General features: G+C 70.3%; 18 protein-coding genes. 9 read left to right on the top strand and 9 right to left on the bottom strand.

All coding sequences use genetic code 11. The annotated features are described in order from the left end of the window. Position 1: 1 nt before the first annotated feature. Both ACWEJ6_RS11645 and ACWEJ6_RS11640 read right to left on the bottom strand, forming a co-directional pair. Positions 2 to 676 carry an alpha/beta hydrolase gene (locus tag ACWEJ6_RS11645; protein ID WP_452423186.1) on the bottom strand — a complete coding sequence of 225 codons (675 nt, stop codon included), beginning with the start codon at positions 674 to 676 and terminating at the stop codon, positions 2 to 4. A gap of 81 nt (positions 677 to 757) precedes the next feature. Next, the gene (locus ACWEJ6_RS11640) at positions 758 to 1,909 is read right to left on the bottom strand and encodes a twin-arginine translocation signal domain-containing protein (RefSeq protein ID WP_452423184.1); all 1,152 of its coding nucleotides are present in this window, start codon (positions 1,907 to 1,909) and stop codon (positions 758 to 760) included. A 154-nt stretch (positions 1,910 to 2,063) separates the two neighbouring features. Between ACWEJ6_RS11640 and ACWEJ6_RS11635 the strand changes: the two genes are divergently transcribed. Further along, positions 2,064 to 2,657 (top strand): hypothetical protein, encoded by a 594-nt coding sequence (locus ACWEJ6_RS11635; RefSeq protein ID WP_452423182.1) that lies wholly within the window; start codon positions 2,064 to 2,066, stop codon positions 2,655 to 2,657. Between the two features lie 60 nt (positions 2,658 to 2,717). Here the strand turns inward: ACWEJ6_RS11635 and ACWEJ6_RS11630 are convergent, their stop codons facing one another. After that, positions 2,718 to 3,500, bottom strand: a complete 783-nt coding sequence (locus ACWEJ6_RS11630) for a helix-turn-helix domain-containing protein (protein WP_452423180.1) — start codon at positions 3,498 to 3,500, stop codon at positions 2,718 to 2,720. Positions 3,501 to 3,586: 86 nt separating this feature from the next. Here ACWEJ6_RS11630 and ACWEJ6_RS11625 point away from each other — a divergent pair, with 86 nt between their 5' ends. Then, entirely contained in the window at positions 3,587 to 4,429 is an 843-nt protein-coding gene (locus tag ACWEJ6_RS11625) for an NAD(P)H-binding protein (RefSeq protein WP_452423178.1), read from the top strand. A 31-nt stretch (positions 4,430 to 4,460) separates the two neighbouring features. Here ACWEJ6_RS11625 and ACWEJ6_RS11620 read toward each other — a convergent pair whose 3' ends face one another. The 3 genes from ACWEJ6_RS11620 to ACWEJ6_RS11610 all read right to left on the bottom strand — a co-directional run bounded on the left by ACWEJ6_RS11620 (position 4,461) and on the right by ACWEJ6_RS11610 (position 7,247). Next, on the bottom strand, positions 4,461 to 4,679 hold the full coding sequence (locus tag ACWEJ6_RS11620; protein WP_189654025.1) for an EF-hand domain-containing protein: 219 nt from the start codon (positions 4,677 to 4,679) through the stop codon (positions 4,461 to 4,463). A 155-nt stretch (positions 4,680 to 4,834) separates the two neighbouring features. Next, on the bottom strand, positions 4,835 to 6,295 hold the full coding sequence (locus tag ACWEJ6_RS11615) for an endo-1,4-beta-xylanase (RefSeq protein ID WP_452423176.1): 1,461 nt from the start codon (positions 6,293 to 6,295) through the stop codon (positions 4,835 to 4,837). A 352-nt stretch (positions 6,296 to 6,647) separates the two neighbouring features. Then, the gene (locus ACWEJ6_RS11610) at positions 6,648 to 7,247 is read right to left on the bottom strand and encodes a TetR/AcrR family transcriptional regulator (protein ID WP_452423174.1); all 600 of its coding nucleotides are present in this window, start codon (positions 7,245 to 7,247) and stop codon (positions 6,648 to 6,650) included. A gap of 75 nt (positions 7,248 to 7,322) precedes the next feature. Here ACWEJ6_RS11610 and ACWEJ6_RS11605 point away from each other — a divergent pair, with 75 nt between their 5' ends. After that, positions 7,323 to 7,709: a DUF4345 domain-containing protein gene (locus ACWEJ6_RS11605; RefSeq protein WP_452423172.1), complete on the top strand. Its 387-nt coding sequence runs from the start codon at positions 7,323 to 7,325 to the stop codon at positions 7,707 to 7,709. 42 nt (positions 7,710 to 7,751) lie between these two features. Here the strand turns inward: ACWEJ6_RS11605 and ACWEJ6_RS11600 are convergent, their stop codons facing one another. From ACWEJ6_RS11600 to ACWEJ6_RS11590, 3 genes are all read right to left on the bottom strand, one after another. After that, positions 7,752 to 8,294 (bottom strand): hypothetical protein, encoded by a 543-nt coding sequence (locus ACWEJ6_RS11600; RefSeq protein ID WP_387675931.1) that lies wholly within the window; start codon positions 8,292 to 8,294, stop codon positions 7,752 to 7,754. 127 nt (positions 8,295 to 8,421) lie between these two features. Further along, positions 8,422 to 9,669, bottom strand: coding sequence for an alpha-L-fucosidase (locus ACWEJ6_RS11595; RefSeq protein WP_452423528.1), 1,248 nt, complete (start codon positions 9,667 to 9,669; stop codon positions 8,422 to 8,424). Positions 9,670 to 9,696: 27 nt separating this feature from the next. Further along, the gene (locus tag ACWEJ6_RS11590) at positions 9,697 to 10,884 is read right to left on the bottom strand and encodes an ROK family protein (protein WP_452423170.1); all 1,188 of its coding nucleotides are present in this window, start codon (positions 10,882 to 10,884) and stop codon (positions 9,697 to 9,699) included. 95 nt (positions 10,885 to 10,979) lie between these two features. Here ACWEJ6_RS11590 and ACWEJ6_RS11585 point away from each other — a divergent pair, with 95 nt between their 5' ends. Genes ACWEJ6_RS11585 through ACWEJ6_RS11560 form a run of 6 tightly spaced genes read left to right on the top strand, consistent with a single transcriptional unit; the run spans position 10,980 to position 19,677 of the window. Then, positions 10,980 to 12,269, top strand: coding sequence for a sugar ABC transporter substrate-binding protein (locus ACWEJ6_RS11585; RefSeq protein ID WP_452423168.1), 1,290 nt, complete (start codon positions 10,980 to 10,982; stop codon positions 12,267 to 12,269). Beyond that, complete coding sequence (locus ACWEJ6_RS11580) at positions 12,266 to 13,234, top strand: carbohydrate ABC transporter permease (RefSeq protein ID WP_387675938.1); 969 nt, start codon at positions 12,266 to 12,268, stop codon at positions 13,232 to 13,234. The genes ACWEJ6_RS11585 and ACWEJ6_RS11580 overlap by 4 nt, the downstream gene beginning before the upstream one ends. Continuing rightward, positions 13,231 to 14,082 (top strand): carbohydrate ABC transporter permease, encoded by an 852-nt coding sequence (locus ACWEJ6_RS11575; RefSeq protein ID WP_452423166.1) that lies wholly within the window; start codon positions 13,231 to 13,233, stop codon positions 14,080 to 14,082. The genes ACWEJ6_RS11580 and ACWEJ6_RS11575 overlap by 4 nt, the downstream gene beginning before the upstream one ends. Beyond that, positions 14,079 to 15,089: a Gfo/Idh/MocA family protein gene (locus tag ACWEJ6_RS11570; RefSeq protein WP_387675944.1), complete on the top strand. Its 1,011-nt coding sequence runs from the start codon at positions 14,079 to 14,081 to the stop codon at positions 15,087 to 15,089. Before ACWEJ6_RS11575 ends, ACWEJ6_RS11570 begins: the two co-directional genes overlap by 4 nt. Then, positions 15,086 to 16,051 (top strand): Gfo/Idh/MocA family protein, encoded by a 966-nt coding sequence (locus tag ACWEJ6_RS11565; protein WP_452423163.1) that lies wholly within the window; start codon positions 15,086 to 15,088, stop codon positions 16,049 to 16,051. The genes ACWEJ6_RS11570 and ACWEJ6_RS11565 overlap by 4 nt, the downstream gene beginning before the upstream one ends. Next, entirely contained in the window at positions 16,051 to 19,677 is a 3,627-nt protein-coding gene (locus ACWEJ6_RS11560; RefSeq protein WP_452423161.1) for a carbohydrate-binding protein, read from the top strand. The genes ACWEJ6_RS11565 and ACWEJ6_RS11560 overlap by 1 nt, the downstream gene beginning before the upstream one ends. Positions 19,678 to 19,715 lie beyond the last annotated feature (38 nt).

The raw sequence follows: 19,715 nt of genomic DNA, 5'->3' as shown, positions 1-19,715 counted from the left end.
TTCAGCCGGCCGCGGACCGCACGATGCCGTCGACCAGAGCGGCCAGACGGCGCGGCTGGGACAGGAACGGACAGTGGCCGCTGGTCAGCCTGCGGATCTCGGCGGCTCGGGCTGCCATCCGCTCCTGCAAGGCGGGCGGGACGGCTTGGTCCCGCTCGGTGACGATGTAGGTGGCGGGGATGTCGTGCCACCCGGCCGTGTCGGCCTTCTCCGTGAAGGACCGCCTGGTCTGGTTGACCAGGCGGCTCATCTCCCGCTCGGCCTCGGCGTCCGGCAGGTCGCCGTAGAGCGAGGTGCGTGGCTGGTCGATGAGGGGGAACAGGCCGCTCGTGTCGTCGGGGTCCGGCAGGCCGTGGAGGGTGCACAACGACTGTCCCCGGTCCGGCAGGTACGCGGCCAGGTAGATCAGCCGCTCGACGTTGCCGGCTCCGGTGGCGGCCTCGGTCGTCGGGATGCCTCCGTAGGAGTGGGCGAGCAGCACGATCGGGCCTTCGACCGCGGCCAGTTCCGCGGCCAGCACGGCGGCGTCGTCGTGCATGCCCGCGGTGGGACGTTCGCCGGCGCTCGGAAGCGCGGGCGTGCGCGTGGCGTAGCCGAGCGCGTGCAGCTCGGGCTGGAGCCTCGTCCAGGTGCTCGGGCGGTGCCAGGCGCCGTGGACCAGGATCACGGTGGTCATGAAGGGACTCCTAGGCTCCTAGGTGCTCGATGGGGACATGGGGCGTGTCGTGCCAGGGCTTTCCGGCGATTGCCCATGGCATCAGCATGGCCGATCCTGCGCGTCGGGCGCGCGGCCGAGCAGTCGCAGGATCTCGCCGGACAGAAGCTCGTCCCGGCCCTTGAGAGCGTCGGCGAGTTCCGTGTCGGTGCAGAAGATCATCTCGGCTGCGATCTTGTCCTGCACGATCCGGGCCACGTTGTCCAGGGCGACGGGGATCGGCTCGGAGGGGAGCTCGGCCGTGGACAGGTCGATCAGGTGGGTGTCGGCCTGCGCCGGGTCCATGAACTTCTTGATGATGAGCGAGTTCTGGTTCAGGGAGGAGGTGGTCCAGATCGTGAAGACGACGACGTACAGGCCTTTCCACGCGTTGTCGCCGAGTTGCCCGCGCCAGCGGGTCATGATGTCCGCGACGCCTTCGATCTGCACTTTGGACGCCCAGTACATGTTGGTGCGGATGTTCGGATACACGCTGCCCGAGTAGTCCTCGAAGGAATCCAGGTCGAAGGAGCGGCTTCGTGTGGTGTGCGCGATGAATTCGCGTGACCTGTCGAGAATGTTCGCGCACGACTGCTGAAGACCAGGTGGAAGTCTCGCCTCGTCGAGTCGCCGCCGGGCCGTGTTGATCGTGGCGGAGACGTCCTTGAGCGGCTGGACCCAGCCGTCCGCCGGCCCCTTGAACGCGACCATGTCCAGGTCGTGCGGATCGATCCTGGCGCTCTGGAACGCCGGAACCTGCTTGGGCAGGTACGGGGCGATGACGGTGAAGATGCCCAGCGGGAGGTGCGCGATCGACTTCGCCAGCTCGTAGATCTCGTCGACCGGGTGCAGCGACTCCAGTACCCGACCGTTCGAGACGAGGCTGTACAGGCCACCCCGATGGTCGTTCTGGACGACGATGACCGGGCTCAGGTGGTTGACGAGGCCGGCTTTCAGCGCGGCGTAGTTCCGCCGCGTGTCGGCGTTGACCGCACGGATCGCGTCGCGTGCCGGCCGAAGTCCGGCAGCGTCCGACGGGGACGTGCCGGCACGTGCGACGGGCAGGACGTTGCCGCCGAGCAGCGTCGTGGCACCGGCTGCGGTGGCGGTGCCGAGGAACGTTCTGCGTGTGACCACTGTCTGACCTGCCTCTCCAGAGCCGCCGTCCGCCGCAGCGCCGACGAGATCGTCCGCCGACGCCAGGCCCTTCGTCACACCGTCACTCCCACTCCGGCCAGAGGTGTGCTGGACCGGAATGTTGACTTAATGTTTGTGTATGGTAACGGTAAGTAGCAGATTTCTGGGTTCTCCAGCTCGGGACACGTGAGTTCCGACAACTGTGGCCATTGCGTCGTAGGCAGGAGAGGGAATGTCCATTCTCAAGGGCGTTACGCCGGTCGTGTCCGCCTCGCGCGCGCCTCGGTTCGCCGCCATGGCGATCGGCGGCCTCGCGCTGCTCATCGCCATGTTCGCCGCCATGTTCGCCGCCATGCTCGTCCCGGCCGCGACCGGCGCACGCGCCGCGATCGGGATCACCAAGTGCACTGGTTCCCAGACGGTGACCTACACGCCCGGCCTCACCGATCAGCCCCGGGAGGTCACGGTCAGCGGGAAGGCCCCTCTGCTTGACTGCGTCTCCACCAGTGATCCCACCATTTTCCAGGCCACGTCGACCTTCTCCGCCACCGGGACGTTCTCCTGCACCTCCGGCACGAGGGCCGGAAGCCGGAAGATCACCTGGAACAACGGCAACACCAGCACGCTGTCCTCCACCTCCACCGTCTCGCTCAACGGCGCCGAAACCGTCGTTCTGATCAAGGGCGTGGTGGTCGACGGCGAGTTCAAGGGAGCGCAGTGGACCGGCACGTTCGCCATGTTCAGCACGAAGCCTCTGGCCTGTCTCACCACGCAGGGGCTCGCCGGCGTCTCCGGCCCGCTCACCCTGAGCATCGGCTCGCTGTGAACCGGCCCGCCTGGGAGACGGACTGCGCGCCCGGCCCGAGGGGTGACCGCCGCCGGTGGGTCAGCAGGGCTGGAGGGCGGGCAGGCGGCCCTGGAAGAAGGCGGCCGGTGTGACGCCCATCAGCGTACGGAACTCGGCCGTCATGTGGGACTGGTCGTAGTAGCCGGTGGCGGTGGCCAGGTCGGCCCAGCGGCCGTGGGCGCGACCGAGGGCGAGGGCCTTGCGGACGCGTTCGATGCGTTCGTAGCGTTTGGGCGACAGGCCGACGGCGTCGGCGAACAGGCCGCGCAGGTGACGTTCGCTGACGGCGAGGTGGCGGGCGAGCGCGGGCAGCGGTTCGCGTCGCGCGCCCGTACGACCGCGCAGCGCCCGGACGGCGGCCTGGACCAGTTCGCGCCTTGCCCCGTCCGTCGAGATCCTGGCCGGCAGCGCCGCCGCCAGGTGCCGGAGCACCAGGCCGTGGTCGCCGCCCGCGTGCCGCAGCGCGGCGATCAGCGGATCGCAGGAGGCGCCCCACAGGTCCCCGAGGCGGACCACCCGGTCCACGACCTCGCTCACCGGGACGCCGAGCAACGCCCTGGTGGCGCCGGGACGCAGCCGCAACCGCAGGCAGAACGGGAGGTCCTTGCCGACGTGGTACGAAGCACGGGTGCGCGGGCCGATCACGAGCAGGTCGCTGTGCCCGGCGCGGGACGTACGGAAGACCAGGGACGTGCCGGGATCGGGGAGGTGCACCAGCGGCGGCCGCCCACCCGCCGCGGGATCCTCCCCCCTCAGCACGCTCACCGCCTCGACCAGCGGGCGCAGACCGTCCGGCACGGTCAACGGGACCTCGATGCTCATGACCCCACGGTAGCCGCGCCGCAGGCTGCGCACGTGTGCCGAAAGTTCCTATAGAGGCTGGTGGGCGGGGCGGCAGAGTGAGCCGCATGATTGTTGTCACAGGTGCCACGGGCACGGTCGGCGGTGAGGTGGTCCGGCTGCTGGCGGGCCGGGGTGAGCGGGTCCGGGCGATGACGCGGGAACCGTCGAAGGTCACGGTGTCGCCGGAGGTGGAGGTCGTACGGGGGGATTTCGACGATCCCGGGTCGTTGGCCGGAGCGGCGCGCGGCGCCGACGCCGTGTTCCTGCTCAGTGCACCCGGCCCGTGGCTCGCCCGGCATGACGAGGCGATGGTCGTGGCGGCGCGGGCCGAGGGAGTGCGGAAGGTGGTGAAGCTCTCGGCGATCGGCACGGGAGAGGAGCACGGCGGCGCCAGGGTCGGGGACTGGCATCGGGCCGGTGAGCGGGCGTTGCGCGCGAGCGAGCTGGACTGGACGGTGTTGCGGCCGTCCAGCTTCGCCTCCAACGCCTTGCGGTGGGTCGCGGAGGTCCGGCTCGGGCGGCCGGTGCCGAACACGACGGGCCGGGGCAGGCAGGGGGTCGTCGATCCGCGGGACGTCGCGGAGGTGGCGGTGCGGGCGCTGACGTCCGACGTGCACGTGCGGTCCGTCCTCACGCTGACCGGGCCCGAACTGCTCAGCGTCCCGGACATGGCCGAGGTGCTGGGGGAGACGCTCGGGCGGCCCGTCGAGACGGTGGACGTGCCGCTGGAGGTCTACCGCACGCAGTTGATCGCCGCCGGGATGGATGCCGAGTTCGCCGGCGTCGCGGTCGACGGCTCCCGGCTGGTGGCGCGGGACGGCAACGCCCGGCTCACCCCCGACGTCGAGCGGGTGCTGGGACGTTCACCCCGTACGTTCCGCACCTGGGCGGCCGATCATCTCCGGTGACGCCGGCCGCCGGGTCACGGCGAGTGTGCCGTCACTTGTTCCAGGCCACCAGGAACTCCGCCAGCGAGATGCGCCCGTCCACGTCCCCGTCGTGCTCGTCCGAGGCGTGAAAGATGGAGTCGAGTTCGGCCGCGGTGACCTCCTCGCCGCGGGCGTTCATGGCGAGCGCGAACTCCTCGCGGGTGATGTATCCGTCCCGGTCGCGGTCGAACTCCCTGAACGTGGCGGCCGGGTCGTCAAGGTCTGGCATCGGTGACCTCTCCTTCGATGTACGGACAAAGCAACATCGAAGCACAACCCCGAACCCGGGCGAGGGACGACGGGCCGAAAACCCCTGCCGGGCGGTTCCGGCGGGCGCCGGGCGGTCGGCCCGCCCGGCGCCGGGAACCGGGCTCTTTCCGGCTGCTACGGGTGTCCCGGCATGTCGGTCAGCTCCCAGACCGGGGTGCCCGAGCACGGCACCAGTTCGAGGACGGCTCCCGTGGCGGTGCTCCGGTCCTTGGCGGCGACGCATCTGGGGTTGCTGAGGGACACGATCTGCTGCCCGTCCCCCGACGGACGCAGCTCGAACCGGTAGTCGCTGAGCAAGGGCGCGCACGAGCCGCGGGTCAGGCTGTTCTCGATCCCCGCCCTCGGGATCCCGACCTTGAGGCACTGGTCTCCGGACGGGTCGGAGATCTGGTAGGTCTTCGTCGCCACGCGGCGGAACAGCAGCCGCTGGCCCGGCCCGCACTCCGCCTGGACGACCTGCGTGCCGGAGAAGGACAGGCACTTCTCGGAGTGACTCGCGACGGCGGTCGAGGTGAAGTCCCGGTCCGTCAGCCCGGACCGCAGCTGGAGGTAGGCGGGCTTCTTGGCCAGCTGCTCGTCCAGAGGGTGGGCGGCGCCCCAGCCGGGAACCCCGGACGGCACCCACGAGTACTTGTCGGTGAGGCTCCACATGGTCAGGGACACGCAGCGGGCGACGGCGAGGCACGCCTCGGCGGCCCGGCGGTAGACCTCGCCCTGGGCGGCCAGCTTGCTCGCGTCCACCGGCAGCTTGAGCCGGACGTCCAGCTCGGTGACGGCCACGTCGACCTTCAGCCCGGCGAACAGCTGCAGGGTGTCCTTGAGCTGTGTCAGCGGCAGCGTGGCGGGCAGCGGGTCGGCGACCATGGCGTGGGTCTGGAAGCCGACGCCGTCGATCGGCACTTCCTGGGTCCGCAGGTCGTGTACGAGCTTGTAGAGGCCGTCCCGCTTGCGGTTGTTCCATTCGGCGTTGAAGTCGTTGATGTAGAGCTTGGCCGTGGGGTCGGCCTCGTGGGCCCAGCGGAAGGCGTCGGCGATGTAGCCGGGGCCCAGGCGCTTGAGCCAGATGGACTGCCTGAGGGTGCCGTCCTCGGCGAGGACCTCGTTGACGACGTCCCACACGGCGACCCGGCCGGCGTAACGCTTGACGGTGGTCTGGATGTGCTGCTTGAGCGCGTCGCGCAGTTTCTCGTCGCTGAGTGAGCCGTCGCTGACCCAGGTGGGCAGACCGCCGTGCCAGACGAGGGTGTGACCGCGGACCGTCTGCTTGTTCTCCTCGGCGAAGGAGACGACGGCGTCCGCCTTGGCCCAGGTGTGCACATCCTGTTCGGGCTCAACGTTGACCCATTTCATGGCGTTCTCGGGGGTCACGCTGTTGAACTCGTACTTGAGCTTGTCGCGGTAGCCGTTGTCGGTCTCCAGGGCGCGGTCGTTGACGGCCGCCCCGATGCGCAGGTTCCGGGCCGCCGCCACGGTGCGCAGGGTCTCCTCGGCGGCGGAGGCGGGGATGACGGCCGTCGCCACGACGCCGAGCAGAACGGCGCTCATGCCGGCGAGGGACATGATGGATAGTTTCATCGCTTCTTTCGCAATTGGCTCACGAGCCGGAAGCTCGTCGTAAGTGAGGGGGGCAGGAGGGCCACCGCGACCGCGGCGGGCGCGCGGGCCGGGGAGGCGCCGTCACGTGCCCCGCCTTCCACCGCTTCCGAGACGGAACGGGCGCGCGGGGAGGGGGCTGGACGGCTTGCGGGTGTCCTGCACGGGCAGGCGCCCTCGCGAGGGGTGGACCAACGTGGGCTCCTGTCCGGTCACGGGCATGACCGGTGAGAGGCTGGTCCCCCCACCAGACCCATGACACTAGGGCATTCCGCCTCGATTCGCCCTCATTCAGTCCTCGAACCGCCCTCGGCGCCGCATCCCCCCGGGGCTCTCAGCGGCTCGCCGGGGTGTCGGCGAGCAGGGGTTCGAGGGCGCCGAGGGCCGCGCCGACGCAGATGTCGCGTAGCTGATCGCGCGTGCAGGTCTCGCGGGTGAGCCAGTCGACGCAGAGGACCTGGACGAAGACCAGCCAGCTCTTCAGGACCCCGGAGACGGCCTCGCGGACGTCGTCGCCCGCGAGCGGAAGGACCGCCAGCAGCCGCGCCCGGAGCGCGTCCAGCTCGTTCGACATGATCGTCTGGATCACCGGGTCGCCCGCGAGCACCCGGTTCGCGGCGAGGACGGCGTTGCGGTTGGCCACGAAGTAGTCGAGATGGACGTCCATGCCCTGCACGAGCTGCTCACGCAGCGAGTGGGCGGGGTCGAGCCGCGTCTCGGCGAGCAACCGGTCCGCGGCCTGCTGGTAGACGGCGGCGAAGAGGGCCTGCTTGCTCGGGAAGTGCCGGTAGAGCAGCGCCCGTGACACGCCGGCCTGCTCGGCGACCTCTTCCATCAGCACGTCGGCGTAGGGGTGGGCGGCGAAGAGCCGGGCGCCGACGGCGAGGAGCTGGGCGTGGCGCCCGTCAGGGGTGAGTCGCCGGCGTGGAGGCATGGACCAAGTCTAGTTGACACACGTCTACTAGCGCGCCACCGTAGTAGACACATGTCAACTATGGCGGGAGAGATCATGATCAAGGCGCTGCGTACGCTCGCCCAGCTGATGGGATGGGCCTGCGTGCTGATCGGCCTGCTCCACGTGGCGCTCGGCAACGCGGCGATCCCCGGCGCCGCTGCCGCGGGGCCGACGATCGACAGCTGGGGCCGGTTCATGGGGGCCGCCTTCGTCGGCTACGGGCTGGCGTGGGTGTGGGCGGCGCGGCAGCGCCCGATCCCGGCCGGGGTGGTGCGGTGGCTGGCCGCCGTCTTCCTGCTGGGCGGCGTGGGGCGGCTGCTCTCGCTCGCCGTGTCCGGCCGGCCGCACGGGTTCCAGATCGTGCTGGCGGTCATCGAACTCGTGCTGCCGCCGGTCTTCTTCTGGCTCGCCGGCAAGGAGGAGCGCGCCTGCTCGGCCTGAGCGGCCCGGCCGGGCGGGGCGCGAGCACCGCGACCGGCGGGGTCAGCTCCAGGTCGCCCGCTGGAGAATCGTGCCGAGCCGGCCGTCGCTCCACTGGTCGAAGACGAGGATCCTCGACTTGGGCAGGTGCCAGATCCGCTCCTGATAGGAGACGCCGGTCCGCTTGGCCGACTGCGTCGTGCAGCCGACCCGCCAGACGCGGTAGGTGGCCTTGTGTCCCGCCCCGACCGGGCGGGTGCCACGGGCGACGAGCTTGCCGGGGAAGTCCTCTATGTAGCGCTTGTCGGGTACGCAGCTCGCGAGCCCGTTGCCCGGGTGGTACGGCTCCTCGGGGTCGTAGGGGTTGCCGTGGCGGGCCAGAGAGATGCCCTCCGGCCCGACGAGGTAGAACCCGCGGCACTCGACGGCGCGCCGGTCGCAGCCGCCGGTCCTGACGTGAATGCCCCACCTGTCTTGTTTTCCGACCTTCCAGGTCGCAGGGATCTGGAGCGTCATGCCGCGGAAGGTCAGCGGCTTGGTCGCCGCGCTCTGCGCGGGCGCGCCGGTGAACAGGAGGGAGGCGGTCACAACCAGGGTCGTCAGCATGATCGCGAGACTAGGGAAGCCCGCTTGTGGCTCGGCTGCAACGCACTTGGAGCCCGCTCGAACCGCCCGCTCGAACCGCCCGCTCGAACCGCCCGCTCCTCCTGGATGCGACCTCGGCTCGTGACGGCTAGTCGCGGCCGCTGCCGCGGTAGAGGTCCAGCTCGCCGTCGAGTTCCAGGGCGAGCACCGTGGCGTGCGGGTCGATCGCGTGCGCGGGCGGCGCGTCGATCCACAGGATGCCGGGCACGCCGTTGAGCTCTCCGGTGATCGAGTGCCCGAGTTCGCAGTCGGCGCCGACCACCCTGGCGCGCAGGACGGTGTTGCGCAGCCCGCGCACCGTCACCGTGTCGCGGGGCGGGTCGAAGCAGGTCAGGTACAGGGTTCTGCGGTCGGCGGACAGCGTGCTCGGGCCGTAGTGGTGGCCCGCCGGCAGCCCGGCGGTGGTGCCGTACACCGCCTCGGCGTGCCGGTCGATCCAGGCGCCGAGGCCCTTCAGGCGGTCGGCCTGTTCGGGCAGGATGCGGCCGTCGGCGGTGGGGCCCACGTCGAGCAGGAGGTTGCCGCCCGCGCCGATGGTCTCGGCGAAGTAGCGGACCAGGTGGCCCACGGGCTTGTGGTTGGTGTCGTCCGGGCGGAAACCCCAGTTGTCGTTGATGGTGAGGCACAGCTCCCACGGGCCGTCGGGCGGCGTGATGGGGACGCCCTGTTCCGGCGTCGCGTAGTCGCCGCGCGAGAGCATGCGCGCGTTGAGCACGGTCCGCGGCCGTACGGCGAGGATGCGGTCGGCGAGGGCGTCGATGCGCCATTGCTCCTCCGAGCGCTCCCATTCGCCGTCGAACCACAGCAGGTCGGGCCGGTACCGCTCGACGAGCTCGTCGACCTGGCCGTCGCGGTAGGCCAGGTAGCGGGCCCACGCGGCCGGGTCCTCCCGGCCCTCCGGAGGCGTCACGTAGGGGCTCGGGTGGGCCTGCGGGCCGACGACGCTGGGGTAGTCGGGGTGGTTCCAGTCGGAGTGCGAGTAGTACAGCCCGACCTTCAGCCCGCGCTCGCGCAGCGCGTCCGCGAAGGGGCCGACCAGGTCGCGTCCCGCCGGGGAGGCGGTGACGTTCAGCTCGCCGTACGCGCTGTCCCACAGCGCGAAGCCGTCGTGGTGCCGGGTGGTGAGCACGGCGTACCGGGCTCCGGCCTGGGCGAACAGCTCCGCCCACGCCGCGGGGTCATAGCCGTCGGCGGTGAATCCGCCGAGCTGGGCCAGGTAGTCCTCACGGGAGATGTCGCCGTAGTAGAACGACCAGGACTCGGCCACTCCCTCGACGGCGTAGAGGCCGTAGTGGACGAAGATGCCGAGCTTGGCGTCGGTGAACCAGGGTTGCATGGGCACGGGGGGATCCTTCTTCGGTTCTTACCATTTCCAGGGCGGCGTCGAGGCGCTGGAGAGCGTCTTGCCGCCCAGGGCCGAGGCGTAGAGCTGTTCCATGACGGAGGTGGCGGCCAGGCCGCCCGCGCCGGTGATCGACGCGCGATCCTTCAACGCGGAGGGGACGATCGGGGGCGCGGGCCGTACGGTGCACAGCCTCTCGACGTGGCGGCGCAGCGGGTCGAGAAAGGTGTCGCCCGCCTGGACGTTGCCGCCGCCGACGACCACGATCTCGGGGTCGACGGTGAGCACCAGCGCGGCGATGCCGATCGCGATGACGTCGGCGAACCGGTCGACGGCGGCCACGGCGAGCGGGTCGCCCGCGGTGGCGGCGTCGAACACGCCCTCCCTGCTGACCCGCCGGCCGTCGGTGAGCTCGACGTCGTGCAGGTGCTGCTGGGCATGCTCCCAGCCCATCTGCGGCAGTGCGCCGATCTCGCCGGCGGCGCCGTTCGCGCCCCGCACGACGGTGTTGTTCAGGACGACCCCCGCCCCGGTGCGGTTGCCGGAGTGCACGTAGACCATCGAAGCGGCCTCGGCGGCGCTGCCCTTCCACGCCTCGGCGAAGGCGGCGAGGTTCGAGTCGTTCTCGACGGCGATGGGGCACTCGAAGGACGACGCGAAGGCGGTGCGCACGTTGAGCCCCTCCCAGTCGTCGAGGCCGCGCGTGACGACGTCCTGGTAGACCACGGCGGGCACGGACACCCCCATCGCCCACACGTCGGCGCGCCCGCGGCCCTGCGAGCCGAGGAGCCGGTCGACCACCCCGACGGCGTCGGCCAGGACGGCCTCGGGCGGGTCCGCGACGGAGACGGTGATCGAGTGGGTGGCCAGGACCTCGCCGTTCAGGTCGGCGAGCTCGGCGCGGGTGGTGTGCTGGCCGATGTCGATGCCGGCGACGACGGCCGCGCCCGCGTTGAACTGGTAGCGGTTGGCCGGCCGCCCGGCTCCGGTGGGGGAGAGGGGCTCGACGCTCGTCACCCAGCCGAGGGCCACGAGGTCGCCCACCACCGTGTCGGCCGCGGTCTTCGACAGCCCGACGACCTGGGCGATCGCCGGGATGGTGAGAGGCTCCAGGCGGATCGCCTCGATCACCGCCAGCGAATTGATGCGGCGCAGGCGCGACTGGCCCACGGGCTGGCGCAGCAGGCTCGCTTCACGTCCGATCAGCACTCACGTGGCCCTTTCGTATCCTGGGACGTCTTCCATTAAAACACAAAGTGTATTTATTATTGCCAACCGTGCCTCCCAGCAAGAAGGGACCATCCATGCGTAATCGCGCCATAGCCGTCGCCACCTGCGCCTCCGCCGTGCTCGCCCTCGGCGCGTGCGGCCAGAAGCTCCAGGACGCCGGTCCGTCGGCCTCCGCCGGCGCCGCGCCCGCGAGCCTCCTCTATTGGGGCAAGTGGGCGAAGGGCACCCCCCAGGCGAACCTGTTCGAGAGCGTCATCGCCGACTACACCCGGCAGACCGGCGTCAAGATCGACGTTCAGTGGCTCGCGCAGGGCCAGGAGCAGCAGGTCAAGAACGCCGTCGCCACCGGCGCCGGTCCCGACTTCTTCGACACCGCCATCGACCACACCGCCGAGTTCCGCGCCGCCGGCGTGCTCGGCGACATGGGCCCGATCTTCAGGACGAAGATCCCGAGCGAGGACAGGACCATCGAGGAGGTCCTGCCGAAGAGCGTGCTCAAGGCCATCGGCGACGACAAGGGGTACGGCTTCGTCCCGCACAGCGTCTTCTCCATCGGCCTGTGGTACGACTCCGCCAAGTATCCCGACTTCGCCCCCAAGTCGTTCGACGAGTTGCTGGAGATCGCCAAGAAGGAGAAGGCGTCCGGCCGCGCGCCGATCGCGCTCGACGGCTCGGTCAACGCCTACAACTCCTTCTGGATCCACCAGATGCTGCTGTCCACCGCCGGCCCCGGCATCCTGCTGAAGCTCGCCGCCGACCCGGCCGCCTGGGACCTGCCCGAGGTGAAGCGGGCGGCCAAGGCGCTGGAGTCGCTGGTGAAGGCCGAGCTGTTCGAGCCCGACTACATGGCCACCAAGTTCCCGGCCGCGCAGAACGCCTGGGCGGGCGGCAAGCACAGCTTCATCCTGAACGGCTCCTGGCTCGGCAGCGAGACCGCCTCGCTGCGCGCCGCCGCGGTCAAGCCCCGCATCATCGCCTTCCCGCCGGTCGACCCCGCCAAGGGCGCGGTCGCCACGGTCGGCGCGCTCGGCTGGGGCGTGAACGCCAAGTCCAAGAACCAGAAGGCGGTCGCCGACTTCCTGGCCTTCGCCATGCAGAAGAAGTACATCGACCGCATCGGCACCGACGCGGCCAACATCCCCTCGCGCGCCGACTCGCCCGCCCCGGTGGAGCTCCAGCAGCTGCAGGCGTCCATCCGCGACGCCGAGCAGGTCACGCTCGACGGCGACGGCGTCTCGACCGTGCAGCCCAAGTGGCTGGCCGACGTCTTCCTCCCCCTCGACGACAAGTTCGTCGCCGGCAAGCTCAGCGCCGAGGAGTTCCTGGCCGAGGGCAAGGCGAAGACCGCCGCCATGAACGGATGACCGTGACCGTGTCCGACACCGCCCTGCGGGCTCCGTCCGCGGGCAGGCGGGCGAAGGCGTCCCGCGGCGCGCTCCAGGGCGAGCGCCGCCGGCTGTACCTGCCGATGCTGCTTCCCGCACTGATCGCCTACCTGGTCTTCTTCGTGCTGCCGTCGTTGTTCGGCGTCGCGCTCAGCTTCGCCGAGTGGTCAGGGCTGGGGACCGAGCTCTCCTGGGTCGGCTTCGCCAACTACGTGTCGATGGCCGGGAGCGAGCTGTTCCGTGCCTCGTTCGTGCAGACGCTGATCCTGACGCTGGTCGTGGGCCTGGCGCTGTTCCTCATCGCCGGCGCCTCCATGATCGTATTGCGTGCGGCGCGCGGCAGCGCGTTCATCCGGGCGGCCGTCTTCCTGCCGTTCATGATCTCGCCCATCGCCGTGGGCCTCGCCGTCTCGTTCCTCTTCAACCCGGACGGACTGATCAACACCGTGCTGGGCGCCCTCGGCCTGTCCGAGCTGCGCCAGCCCTGGCTGGCCCCCGAGCTGATCTTCAACGTGATCATGGCCGGAGTGGTCTGGAGCGCGGCCGGCTTCTACGTCGTGCTGGTGATGTCCGCGGTCGACGGCATCCCGCCGAGCTACTACGAGGTGGCCAGGATCGAGGGCGCGAGCGAGCTCCAGCAGTTCCGTTACGTCACGCTCCCGCTGACCAGGGACATGCTGGCCATCGCCGCCTCGCTCTGGGCGATCGCCGGCATCAAGACCTTCGAGATCGTCATCGCCTTCGTCGGCACGGCGGGCACCCCGCCCCCCGAGGCCAGGACCCTCGCCGTCGAGCAGTACCTCCGGGTCACCGGCGGCCGTGAGGGCGGACTGGCCCAGCTCGGCGAGGCCGCGGCGATCGGGATCGTGATGACGGTGATCACCGCCGTCCTGATCGTGCTGTCGCGCAGGATCCAGCGGCGCGAACGACTGGAGCTGGCATGATCCGCGCCGGGCTCGCCCTGATCAGGGCCCTGATCTGGGCCTGGGTGCTGTTCAACGTCGGCATGGTGGTCTGGGTCCTGCTGAACTCGCTGAAGAGCTCGCGGGAGATCTTCGACAACCCGGCCGGCCTGCCCGGCACCTGGATGTGGGAGAACTTCGTCACCGCGTGGTCGGACTCCGGGCTCGGAGCCGCCGCGGTCAACTCGGTGGTCCTCACGCTCGTGTCCGTCGTGCTCATCATGGCGCTGTCCATCCCCGCCGCCTACGCGGTGGCACGGCTGGGCGGGCGTTCCAGCGGTCCTGTCGCGACCTTCTTCGCGGTGGGCATGAGCATCCCGTTCCAGGCGTTCGCCGTCCCCATGGTCCTCATCGGGGCGGGACTGTCCCGGTTCATGATCGACTGGGTCACCGGCGTCTGGGACACGCGGATCACCGTCACGCTCTTCTACGTCGTGCTCAGCCTGCCGTTCAGCATCTTCGTGCTCATCGGCTACTTCCGCTCGCTGCCCGGCGACGTGGAGGAGGCGGCCGCCCTCGACGGCGCGTCGCCGTTCCGGACCTTCCTGCAGATCATGGTGCCGCTGGCCAAGCCCGGCATCACGACCGTGGCCGTGCTGAACGCGCTGAGCCTGTGGAACGAGACCGTGATCGTGCTGATGCTCGTCCCCGAGCAGAGCGCGCAGACCCTCAACGTCGCCCTGCTCAACTTCTACTCCAACATGCAATACACCTCGAACTGGGGTGGGCTCTTCGCCGGCGTCGTCATCGTGGTGCTCCCGATGATCGCGACCTATCTCTGGTTCGGCCGCCGCATCGTCAACGGCATGACGCAAGGCATCGGCAAATGACGCATCGGCACCTGACAAGGAACGGATCTCCCATGCACGCAACGGTCGGACTCATCGGCGCCGGAGGCATCGCCAACGCGCACCTCCCGGCCTGGCTCGACCTCGGCCACGACGTCGTCGTCCACTCGATCGCCGACGACGCCGAGGCGCTGACCCGGCGCCACGGGGGCGGCCGGATCGTCCCCAGCCTGGACGCCCTGTTCGAGGCGGCGGACGTCGTCGACATCTGCACGCCGACCCACACCCACTACGAACTGGCGCTCGCCGCGCTCGGCCACGGCCTGCCGACGATCTGCGAGAAGCCGCTGACCCGTACGCTCCCCGAGGCGGAGGACCTGGTCGCCCGCTTCGCCGACGCCGGGGTCCCGCTGTTCCCCGCGCACGTCGTACGCTATTTCGCCGAGTACGCCGAACTGCACCGGGCCGTCACCCGCGGCGACATCGGCAGCGTCGCCGTGCAGCGGCACACCCGCCAGGGCCGCAGCCCGGCCGGCGGCTGGTTCCTGGACGAGGCGCTCTCCGGCGGCGTGCTGCTCGACCTCATGATCCACGACATCGACATGGCCCGCTGGATCGGGGGAGAGGTCGAGCGCGTCTTCGCCCGCACCCACGCGGTCGGCGGCAGCCAGAGCACCCAGGCGTTCCTCACGCACGCCAACGGCTCGATCTCCGTGCTGACGGCGACCTGGACCACCGCGCCGATCGAGTTCAGGACGCTGTTCGAGGTGGCCGGTTCGCACGGGCTGCTGCACGCCGACTCCGACGAGCGCCGCCCCTACCGCTACCAGGGCGACGCCGTGCCCGCGCCCGACATCCTGCCCGACTTCTCCCCGCTGACCAGCCCCTACCGGGCCGAGATCGAGGACTTCGTCCGCTCGGTCGCCACCGGTGTCCCGCCCCGCGTCACCGCGCTGGACGGCCTGGCCGCCATGCGCATCGCCGACGCCGTCGCCCGCTCGGCCGCCGAAGGCCGGCCGGTCGACCTCAAGCCCCTGGAAGCCGCATGAAGATCGCCCTGCTCTCCTTCGCCCACCTGCACGCCGCCGAGTACGCCGCCGCGCTCCTGCGCTGCGACGACGTGGAGATCGGCGCCTACGCCGACGGCTACGACGGCGTCCCGGACGGCGTCACCGCCTTCGAGACCGAGGACGAACTGTGGGCCTGGCGGCCCGACGGCGTGGTGATCTGCGCCGAGAACACGCGTCACCGGGAGTTCGCGCTGCGCGCCGCCGCCGAGGGCGTGCACGTGCTCTGCGAGAAGCCGCTCGCCACCTCGCTCGCCGACGCCACCGCGATGCTGGCGGCCGCCCGCGCCGCGGGAACCGTCCTCATGACCGCCTTCCCCGTCCGCTTCGCGCCGGCCTACGCCGACCTCCGGGCCGCGGTACGGCGGGGCGACCTCGGTCGGATCGTGTCGATCGCGGCCACCAACTGCGGCGGCGTCCCCACCAGCCGGGGCTGGTTCACCGATCCGGCGAGCAGCGGCGGCGGCGCCCTGACCGACCACGTCGTGCACGTCGCCGACCTGCTCGCCGACCTGCTGGACGACGACCCGGTCGAGGTCTACGCGATCGCCAACTCCATCCCCAACCCGGGCAAGGCCGTCGAGACCGCCGGGCTGGTCTCCCTGCGCTACCGCGACGGGGTCATCGCCTCCATCGACTGCTCCTGGTCGCGCCCGCCCGGCCGTCCCAACACCGGCGACCTGGTCACCCTCACCGTGATCGGCACCGAGGGCGTGGCCGACATCGCGCCCTTCTCCGGGGTCCTCACCGGATGGAACGGCGGCCCGCTCGCGCACGGGTACGGCGCGCCGCTCGACGACCTGCTCATCCGCGCCTTCCTCGACGCCGTCCGCGACGGCGAGGCCCGCCAGCCCGACGCCAGGGCGGGCCACCGGACCGTCGCCCTCGTCGAGGCGGCCTACCGCTCCCTGCACGACGCCGCCCCCGTCCCCCTGGAGATCTGATGATCCGCCATGCCCTCGGCGCCGCCACGATGACCGCCGCCTTACTCGTGCTGCCCGCGCCCGCCGCCTCCGCCGCCGAACCGGCCGCCGGCCGTACGACGGTGACCTTCTCCGACACCCACGAGATCCTGCACGGCAACCCGTACACCGGCACCGCGTTCGACGTGAACACGCACCGGACGCCGGGCACGCCCGGCTACACCTTCACCAACGACCCGGGCATCACCGACTTCATCGAAGGCAGGAAGAAGATCCCCGCCGACGCCGACGTGGTGCGGCTCCAGCTCGCCTGGGCCGACTTCGAGCCCGACGACGGCGTCTTCGTCTGGGACCGCCTCGACGCGTTCATGAAGCGGGTGAACGAGCAGGGCAAGACGGTCGAGTTCCAGCTGCTCATGTCGGAGGCGCCCGACTACAAGAACGATCCGGGCGTCTTCCCGTACGAGTACCCGCCGGCCTGGCTGTTCGACAAGGCCGGGGTGCCCTTCCGGATGGCGCCGTACAACGACTACTTCTCCAAGCAGCCGATCTACTACAACCCGATCTACCTGGACCGGCTCAAGCGCGCGGTGGACGCCTTCGCCGGCCGCTACGACGGCGACCCGGGCGTGGCGTGGGTGGACCTGCGCGCCTTCTCCCTGTTCGGCGAGTGGTCGGGCTGGAACGACGCGATGAACTTCCCGTGGCCCGACAACGCCACCCGCGTCTCGACGCTCCAGGCGATCCTCAAGATCTACGACGACGCGTTCGACAAGTCGATGGTCATGATGCAGAACGCCGGCGCGGAGGTGAACAAGAACGACCCCGACGCCGACACCCAGGCCAAGCGGTTCAGCGTGTTCGGCTACGAGAAGGCGGCCACGTTCGAGAACTGGGGCGTGCGGTCCGACACGGTCAACGCCGGCTTCGTCTGGCACAACTACGGCGACACCGCGCAGGCCCCGTACGTCAACCGCAGGCTCCGCCGCGACATGATCCAGGTGTCCGAGGGCTCCAACTGGGACAACCCCACGATCATGCTGAACAACCCCCGGCTGTTCGTGAAGAACTCGCTGGAGGGCTACCACTCCAACCTCCAGGGCATCAACAACACCGGCTTCGCGAACTGGCAGCCGATGAAGGACGCCTACGGCGAGTGGTTCGAGACGCTGGCGCGGTTCACCGGCTACCGCTTCCTCATGCCCACCGCGACCTACGACACCGAGGTCAGGCCCGGTGGCGAGTTCCGCATCTCGCACACCTGGACCAACAACGCGGTCGGCTTCAGCCCCCGGCGCTACCCGGTCGAGGTGCGCTTCACCGACAGGTCCACCGGCGACGTCGTGTGGCGCGGCACCGACGCCACCCTCGACCAGACCAAGCTCTTCAAGGGCGACGTCCGCCAGATCAACTCGGCCTTCACCCTCCCGTCCGACCTGCCCGCGGGCTCCTACGACGTGGCCGTCGCCATGCTCGGCGCGGACGGCAAGCCGCGGATCGAGCTGGCGATGCCGGGCGGCAAGGACAAGGTCTACCCGATCGGCGCCGTCCGGGTCGCCGCGGAAGCCGTACCGGCCGGGCGGCCGACGACCCCGCTGACGCAGTTCACCGTCCAGAACGAGGACTACACCGCGGCCAACGGCGCCTACGGCGTCGAGACCCCGCCCGAGGGCGGTCTCGGCGCGCTCTACATGGACGCCGCCGGCGAGTCCGCCGAGTACGACAACGTCGACGTGCCCGCCACCGGCACCTACCGGGTGGAGTTCCGGGCCTCCTCCGAGGAGGCCAACCACCTGAAGGTCGAGGTCGACGGCAAGGAGGTGACCACCGTCAAGGTGCCGGACTCCGGCGGCTACAACACCTACAGGACCTTCGAACGGCGGATCCCGCTCACCGAGGGCCGGCACACGATCAAGCTCACCCGGCCCGACGGACGCTGGTTCTTCCTCAACTGGATGCGGTTCACCCTGGAACGGCCCGAGTCGATCACCCTCCAGGCCGAGTCGGCGACCGGGCAGCAGGGCACCCAGAACACCGACCTCGCCGACAGCGACGACGGCACCCCCGGCGTCACCTCCATCGACACCGGCGACTGGTCGCGCTTCGACGCCGTCAGCGTCCCCGCCGACGGCAAGTACCTGCTGCAGCTTCGCTACTCGACCGTCAACGACAAGCCGCTGAAGTTCCGCGTCGAGGTCGACGGCGCCGACGCCACGGGACCGCTGAGCCTGCGCCCCACCGCGGGCATGCTCAGCCCGCGGACCGAGGACTTCGTCCTGCCGCTGACCGCGGGCGAGCACTCGGTCAAGGTCGTCTGGATCGAGGCGAGCTCCAACATCGTCTGGAACTGGCTGCGGCTCGACCTGCAGGGCACGTCCGAGCAGACCGTCGAGGCCGAGCGCTGGACCATGCAGTGGAACACCGACCAGGAGTGGAACTGGAAGGGCCCCGACACCGGCGTCGTCACCAAGGACGGCGTCGTCGGCGGCGTCGACCCGAACGACTACCTGCGCTACGAGAACGTGTTCGTCCCGAACACCGGCATGTACAAGGTGACCTTCAAGGGCTCGGCCGCCCAGGACACCACGTTCAGGTTCGAGGTGGACGGCGACCGCACCACGGTCTTCGTCCCCAAGTCCGACGACGCCAACGTGACCACCTGGATCAAGATGTCCGCCGGCCTGCACACCCTCCGGATCGTGAGCGAGGGCAGCGGGCTGGCACTCGACAAGTTCACCCTCACCGCCTCCACCGCCGCGATCAAGGCACTCGACGTCACGGGCGCCGGCGCCCTCAAGGTCGGCGAGCCCGCCCGGCTGTCCGTCGCGACGGTCGGCGCGGACGGCACCCGCACCCCGGTCACCGAGGGCGTCACCTTCAAGAGCTCCGACCCGTCGATCGCCACCGTGGACGCGGACGGCCTCGTCACCCCCCGCACCTGGGGCAGCGCCACGATCACCGCGATCCACGACGGATTCTCCGGCGAGCACAAGATCACCGTCACCGACCCGAAGGTGGTGCTCACCTACGTCAACGACACCGACAAGCGCATCGCCTACCCCGACGACGACTTCACCTACAGCCCCGACCGCGGGCTGGGCGACTACGGGGACGACGTCCACGCCGGCTGGCGCGCCGGGCAGGCCGTCGAGTTCGCCTTCACCGGCACCGGCATCAGCCTGCTGTCCGAACGCTACTCCGACATGAGCACCATCGACATCTACGTCGACGGCCAGCTCAAGGCCACGGTCGACTGCGACTCCCCGGTACGGCTGACCGCCCAGCGGGTGTTCCAGCTCACCGGGCTGCCGATGGGCGAGCACACCATCAAGGTCGTCAACGGCGCGGACAAGTTCCTCATCATCGACGCGTTCGTGGTCGAGACGCCCAACACCTGGAACGGCGCCGAGCTCGGCGTCGGCAACGTCAACGCCAAGTCGGTGACCCTGACCTGGCCGTCCGTGCCGGCCGCCACCGGCTACGCGGTCTTCAACGGCGGCACGGAGGTCATGCGGGTGACGGGGACGACGGCTCGGGTCACCGGGCTCCGGGGCCGCACGAGCTACACCTTCACCGTCCGCCCGCTGGCGGCCGACGGCACGACGCTCCCGATCGAACTGTCGGCCACGGTCCGCACCAAGGGCTGACCGCACTTGCTCCAAGCGGCCCGGCCGGCCCGGCCGGG

It is taken from the genome of Nonomuraea sp. NPDC004702 (assembly GCF_053601695.1).
Note: the sequence above shows the minus strand (reverse complement) of the source record. Positions and strands in the feature narration are given on the sequence as shown.

Excerpts from the sequence above, each read along its gene's own strand:
- ACWEJ6_RS11645 (WP_452423186.1), bottom strand. The coding sequence starts at position 676 with ATGACCACCGTGATCCTGGTCCACGGCGCCTGGCACCGCCCGAGCACC.
- ACWEJ6_RS11635 (WP_452423182.1), top strand. The coding sequence starts at position 2,064 with ATGTCCATTCTCAAGGGCGTTACGCCGGTCGTGTCCGCCTCGCGCGCG.
- ACWEJ6_RS11630 (WP_452423180.1), bottom strand. The coding sequence starts at position 3,500 with ATGAGCATCGAGGTCCCGTTGACCGTGCCGGACGGTCTGCGCCCGCTG.
- ACWEJ6_RS11625 (WP_452423178.1), top strand. The coding sequence starts at position 3,587 with ATGATTGTTGTCACAGGTGCCACGGGCACGGTCGGCGGTGAGGTGGTC.
- ACWEJ6_RS11620 (WP_189654025.1), bottom strand. The coding sequence starts at position 4,679 with ATGCCAGACCTTGACGACCCGGCCGCCACGTTCAGGGAGTTCGACCGC.
- ACWEJ6_RS11615 (WP_452423176.1), bottom strand. The coding sequence starts at position 6,295 with ATGAAACTATCCATCATGTCCCTCGCCGGCATGAGCGCCGTTCTGCTC.
- ACWEJ6_RS11610 (WP_452423174.1), bottom strand. The coding sequence starts at position 7,247 with ATGCCTCCACGCCGGCGACTCACCCCTGACGGGCGCCACGCCCAGCTC.
- ACWEJ6_RS11605 (WP_452423172.1), top strand. The coding sequence starts at position 7,323 with ATGATCAAGGCGCTGCGTACGCTCGCCCAGCTGATGGGATGGGCCTGC.
- ACWEJ6_RS11600 (WP_387675931.1), bottom strand. The coding sequence starts at position 8,294 with ATGCTGACGACCCTGGTTGTGACCGCCTCCCTCCTGTTCACCGGCGCG.
- ACWEJ6_RS11595 (WP_452423528.1), bottom strand. The coding sequence starts at position 9,669 with ATGCAACCCTGGTTCACCGACGCCAAGCTCGGCATCTTCGTCCACTAC.
- ACWEJ6_RS11585 (WP_452423168.1), top strand. The coding sequence starts at position 10,980 with ATGCGTAATCGCGCCATAGCCGTCGCCACCTGCGCCTCCGCCGTGCTC.
- ACWEJ6_RS11580 (WP_387675938.1), top strand. The coding sequence starts at position 12,266 with ATGACCGTGACCGTGTCCGACACCGCCCTGCGGGCTCCGTCCGCGGGC.
- ACWEJ6_RS11575 (WP_452423166.1), top strand. The coding sequence starts at position 13,231 with ATGATCCGCGCCGGGCTCGCCCTGATCAGGGCCCTGATCTGGGCCTGG.
- ACWEJ6_RS11570 (WP_387675944.1), top strand. The coding sequence starts at position 14,079 with ATGACGCATCGGCACCTGACAAGGAACGGATCTCCCATGCACGCAACG.
- ACWEJ6_RS11565 (WP_452423163.1), top strand. The coding sequence starts at position 15,086 with ATGAAGATCGCCCTGCTCTCCTTCGCCCACCTGCACGCCGCCGAGTAC.
- ACWEJ6_RS11560 (WP_452423161.1), top strand. The coding sequence starts at position 16,051 with ATGATCCGCCATGCCCTCGGCGCCGCCACGATGACCGCCGCCTTACTC.